This window comes from Phaeovulum veldkampii DSM 11550 (assembly GCF_003034995.1).
Taxonomy (GTDB): domain Bacteria; phylum Pseudomonadota; class Alphaproteobacteria; order Rhodobacterales; family Rhodobacteraceae; genus Phaeovulum; species Phaeovulum veldkampii.
This window is the reverse complement of sequence record NZ_PZKF01000085.1, coordinates 1-3,673: the sequence shown is the minus strand read 5'-3', so window position 1 is coordinate 3,673 and position 3,673 is coordinate 1. Positions and strand designations below refer to the sequence as shown.

At 66.9% G+C, this 3,673-nt stretch carries 2 protein-coding genes; both read left to right on the top strand.

Going from position 1 to position 3,673, the window contains the following annotated elements:
• Nucleotides 1-2,468: strawberry notch C-terminal domain-containing protein (locus C5F46_RS15820; RefSeq protein ID WP_181317776.1), on the top strand; the 2,468-nt coding region annotated here is incomplete at its 5' end.
• 3 nt (nt 2,469-2,471) lie between these two features.
• On the top strand, nt 2,472-3,503 hold the full coding sequence (locus tag C5F46_RS15815; RefSeq protein WP_107326262.1) for a DUF7146 domain-containing protein: 1,032 nt from the start codon (nt 2,472-2,474) through the stop codon (nt 3,501-3,503).
• The last annotated feature ends 170 nt before the right edge of the window (nt 3,504-3,673 follow it).

The window sequence follows — 3,673 nt, the reverse complement described above, 5'->3', positions numbered from 1 at the left end:
GCGAGCGCGGCGATGTCACGGCCTCGCAGCAGGGCAGGGCAGGCCTGCGCCTGCAGCACAAGCTCCCCAATGCCCGCGTGGTCTATGTCTCGGCCACGGGCGCGACGACCGTCCATAACCTCGCCTATGCGCAGCGCCTCGGGCTCTGGGGTGGGGAAGATTTCCCTTTCGCGACGCGCGGGGAGTTCGTCGAAGCTATCGAAGCGGGCGGTGTCGCGGCGATGGAGGTCCTCGCCCGTGACCTGCGGTCGCTTGGCCTCTACACCGCCCGGTCGCTTTCCTATGACGGTGTCGAGTACGAGATGCTCGAGCATGCGCTCAGCCCCGAGCAGCGCAGCATCTATGATGCCTATGCCGGGGCCTTCGCCATCATCCACAACAACCTTGCCGCCGCGATGGAGGCGGCCAACATCACGGTTGACAGCGGCACTCTGAACCGCCAGGCCAAATCCGCCGCGCGGTCTGCCTTCGAGAGTGCCAAGCAGCGCTTCTTTGGTCATCTGCTGACCTCGATGAAAACCCCCACGCTGATCGCGGCCATCGAGGCTGATCTCGCGGCAGGCCATTCGGCCGTCATCCAGATCGTCTCGACCGGCGAGGCACTGATGGAGCGCCGTCTGACGGAGATCGCGACCGAAGAATGGAACGACATCCGCGTCGACATCACCCCGCGAGAATATGTCCTGGACTACCTCGCGCATTCCTTCCCGGTGCAGCTCTACGAGCCCTTCACCGACAGTGAGGGCAATCTGTCGTCCCGGCCCGTGGTGCGCGATGGTCAGCCGGTCGAATGCCGCGAGGCTGCTCGTCGGCGTGACGCGCTGATCGAGAAGCTGGCCTCGCTGCCGCCCGTGCCGGGGGCGCTCGACCAGATCGTCCAGCGTTTCGGCACCGATCTCGTGGCCGAGGTGACGGGCCGCTCGCGCCGCATCGTGCGCAAGGGCGAGGGCCCTGCGGCGCGGCTTGTCGTGGAAAATCGTGCCGGTTCCGCAAACCTCGCGGAAACCGCCGCCTTCATGGATGACCAGAAGCGCATCCTGATCTTTTCCGACGCGGGCGGCACGGGGCGCAGCTATCACGCCGATCTCGGGGCCAAGAACCAGCGCCTGCGGGTCCATTACCTTCTGGAACCGGGCTGGAAGGCGGATGCTGCCATCCAGGGCCTCGGGCGGACGAACCGCACCAATCAGGCGCAGCCGCCGCTGTTCCGGCCGGTGGCCACCGATGTGAAGGCGGAGAAGCGGTTCCTTTCCACCATCGCCCGCCGCCTCGACACGCTGGGGGCCATCACCCGCGGCCAGCGCCAGACGGGCGGGCAGGGGCTGTTCCGACCCGAGGACAATCTCGAGAGCCCTTATGCCCGCGACGCCCTGCGCCAGCTCTACCGTCGCATCTATCGCGGCGATGTTGCGGGCTGCTCGCTCGGGGCCTTCGAGGATGCCACTGGCCTCAGCCTGACCGATGACAATGGGCTGAAGGACGATCTGCCGCCGATCACGACCTTCCTCAATCGACTGCTCGCGCTGACGATCGATATGCAGGCCGTGCTCTTTTCTGCCTTCGAGGAACTGCTCGATCAACGGATCGAGGGTGCCATCGCCGCCGGGGTCTATGACCTCGGGCTCGAGACGCTGCGCGCCGAGAGCTTCCGGGTCACGGATGCGCGGGTTATCTACACCCATCCCGGCTCCGGCGCGGAAACCCAGCTCCTGACCATCGCGGAAAAACGGCGCAACACGCCGACCTCCCTCGCGGATGCGCTCGACTGGCTCGATGATCCGAAGGCACGCCTGCTGGTCAACAGCCGCTCGGGCCGAGCCGCCGTGCAGGTGCCCGCCACCAGCCTGATGCTGGATGACGGCACCGTCGAACCGCGCCTGCGGCTGATCCGCCCGACTGAGGCGAGCACGGTTCCGGCGAAGATCATGGAGGACACCCATTGGCTCGAGGCCGATCGCGCGGCCTTCGCCGACGCCTGGACGGCGGAACTGGCCGAGGTACCGGAGTTCAGCGAGTCCACCCTGCATATCGTTGCGGGCCTTCTTCTGCCGATCTGGAAGCAGCTCCCCCAGGACGAAACCCGCGTCTACCGGCTGCAGACCGACGACGGTCAGCGCATCATCGGCCGGCGGGTCTCACCCGCCTGGGTCGCAACCACGCTGGCAGCCGACGCGCCAAAGCTCACGGCCGCGCAGGTCCATGCCCTCGTTCTCGAGGGCAAGACCGTCGTGCGACTGGCCGAAGGGATGGAGTTGCACCGCTCCCGCGTCATGGGCGTGAACCGGATCGAGCTCTCTGGCTTCACGGAAGCGGCGAAAGACCGACTCAAGGCCGATGGCTTCTTCTCGGAGATCATCAGCTGGAAGCTGCGCCTCTTCTGCCCGACGGACTCAGCCGGCATCGCCGTACTTGATCGTCTGCTTGCACGTTGTCCCGTGACGGGACTACATGCGCGCGGAGGTTGTTGAGCCATGTATTCCGAGACCGAAGATGTGATCCGCGCTCTTGCGGAAAACGCAGAGAGCGTGTGTCGCGCTTACCTTCCCGCCGGACGGCGGGAAGGGTCCTACTGGATCGTCGGAGACCTGCAGAACAATCCCGGCCGGTCGCTCTTCGTGCGCCTGACCGGGCCTGCTTCCGGGCCAGGCGCGGCCGGCAAGTTCACGGACGGCGCCACGGGCGAGCATGGTGATCTCCTCGACATCATCCGTGAGCGAACGGGGATCTCCCGCTTTCCCGATCTTCTGGCTGAGGCCCGGGCCCATCTGGGTCGTCCGCAGCCGGTCGTCCCGGATAGGCCAGTGAAAAGGAAGGCAAAGGCCCCCGGCGGCACGCCAATGGCGGCGTCACGTCTGTTCGCGGCCTCGGTGCCGGTCGCGGGCACGCTTGCCGACACCTACCTCCGCTCCCGCGGCCTGACCCAAGGCAGCATGATGAGCGCCCTTCGCTTCCACCCGAAGTGCTGGCATCGGGAGGAGGGCCAGACCCGGAGCCTCCCCAGACCGGCGCTGATTGCTGCGGTCACCGATGGGGTGGGGGTCTTGCAGGGTGTGCATCGCACCTGGCTCGCGCCTGACGGTCAGGGAAAGGCGCGGGTTGAGACGCAGCGGCGGGCCATGGGTCACCTCCTGGGCAATGCCGTCAGGCTGATCCCGCATGACGACATCCTCGTGGTCGGCGAGGGCATCGAGACCATGCTGTCCCTCGTCGAGGCTGTGCCTGGGCTTCCCGTCTGGGCGGCGCTCTCGTCGGGTCACCTCGGGGCAGTCCTGCTGCCGGAGGGGGTGCAACGCCTCTACATCGCCATCGACCGCGATCCGGCGGGGCGCGGGGCGGCAGAGAGGTTGAGCGCCAGAGCACTTGATGCCGGGATTGCCGTGCGGGTGCTGGAACCGCGGCTCGGGGATTTCAATGATGATCTCCGGGCGACCGGCAAGGACGCGCTGCGCCAGCATCTAGCAGGTCAGATCGGGCCCGAGGATCGGCATCGTCTATCCGGCTGAGCAGCATCGCGCAGGGGGCGGTCCGGGAGGGCGGGGCGGGGGTCGCGGATCCTTATCATGGCTGTGGATCGTCGCCTTGCCTCTTCCCGGGCCATACTCATCCACCCGTCACCCACACGGCCTTCAAGAGATGGGCAGGCGGCCGTCAAAGGGGTCGCCCCTTCAAGGAC